Annotated in this window: 2 protein-coding genes; both read left to right on the top strand. The window is 44.5% G+C overall.

Annotated elements, in window-relative coordinates; genetic code table 11:
* Positions 1 to 238 precede the first annotated feature (238 nt).
* Positions 239 to 694 carry an Lrp/AsnC family transcriptional regulator gene (locus R7Q47_RS24585; protein WP_318089862.1) on the top strand — a complete coding sequence of 152 codons (456 nt, stop codon included), beginning with the start codon at positions 239 to 241 and terminating at the stop codon, positions 692 to 694.
* A 19-nt stretch (positions 695 to 713) separates the two neighbouring features.
* Positions 714 to 1,387 (top strand): LysR family transcriptional regulator (locus R7Q47_RS24580; RefSeq protein WP_318089860.1); only part of this gene is annotated, 674 nt, incomplete at its 3' end.

Raw genomic sequence — 1,387 nt, 5'->3', positions numbered from 1 at the left:
GAGATGTCTTTTTTTAGCTGTTCCATGCGTTTCTCGGACGTTTTATTTAAGTGCGCGTTCCATGCTGCGCCTTAATTGGACTTTGGGTTGAAGATAGAATATCTGAACTCCAAAAAACAAAATGCGCTTGTTCACCGTCAATATGACGGTTGTTTTAAATAAATCCAACAAAATGTTGGTTTCTTATGCATTTAGAATAGGTATAGAATAAGAAAATTAAGGGAAGCTTGGTATATTTATGGACAAATTTGATCACAAGATCATTGATATCCTCCGGCATAACGCGCGGTTGTCGGTCACCGAGATTGCGGAGAAGGTCAATTTATCTCGCTCAGCCGTCACGGCTCGTATTCGCAAGTTAGAAAATGACAAAGTCATCTTAGGTTATCACGCTGAAATTGCGCCTCCAGAGGGGGATTCGATCTGTGCCTACTTCGCATTGAAATTCGACACATCCATATCATCTTACTACTGTGAATCCTATGCTGATGAGTTATATAAAATTGATGGTGTGAAATGGTGCCATGTAATCAGCGGCGAAACTGACATGATGGTATTTGTGGAAGTCCCTAACATGAATCGGCTCAATGAAATCCGAGATCAAATTCAACGCTTTCCTGAACTGCGTCATGTGATGACGCATACGGTTCTGACCGAGTTTTTTAATACGACCGGAAACAAGTTCGTAAAGTGAAGCATCAAGTGGGTCGAGTATGTTAAACAACATCAATTTAAATCTGCTGAGGTCGTTGCATGTGCTGCTTGAGGAATGTCATGTAAGCCGCACTGCCGAGCGCTTGCACGTGACTCAATCTGCGGTCAGCCGCCAATTAGCCCAGCTCAGAGAGCTTTGTGGCGATCCATTGCTTGTCCGTCAGGGGAACTTGCTCATACCCACACCTCGAGCGTTAGCGTTAAAAGCTAAACTTGATGATTTGCTGTCTGAGTTTGATCATCTGCTTGATGATAAACCGTTCGAACCGGCAGATTGGCAAGGTGAGTTAGTTGTCGCGTCTAGTGACTATGTTGCTCAGTACGTTCTTCCAGATATCGCTTCCCATTTAAGCCAACTCGCGCCGCAACTGGATATGGCTTATCGCTTATGGCAACCAGATTTTCTCGATAAGTTGCATGAACTGGGTATCCACATCGCATCGTCCATGTACCCTTCAAAACCAGAAGGCGTTTCAAGCGTGAACATTGGTTCTGATACCTCGGTGTGTTTGATGAAAGCGTCACACCCGCTAGCGAGTTATAAAGAGCTGACGGTGGATGCGTTACTCAGCTATTCGCACATAAAAGTTACGGGTGGCGGCGATAAAGATTCAAGCACCGACACGGTTTTAAAAGAGATGGGGTTGGCGCGACATATCACATTTAAAGTCCC

The organism is Vibrio sp. Vb0349, assembly GCF_033338975.1.
Note: the sequence above shows the minus strand (reverse complement) of the source record. Positions and strands in the feature narration are given on the sequence as shown.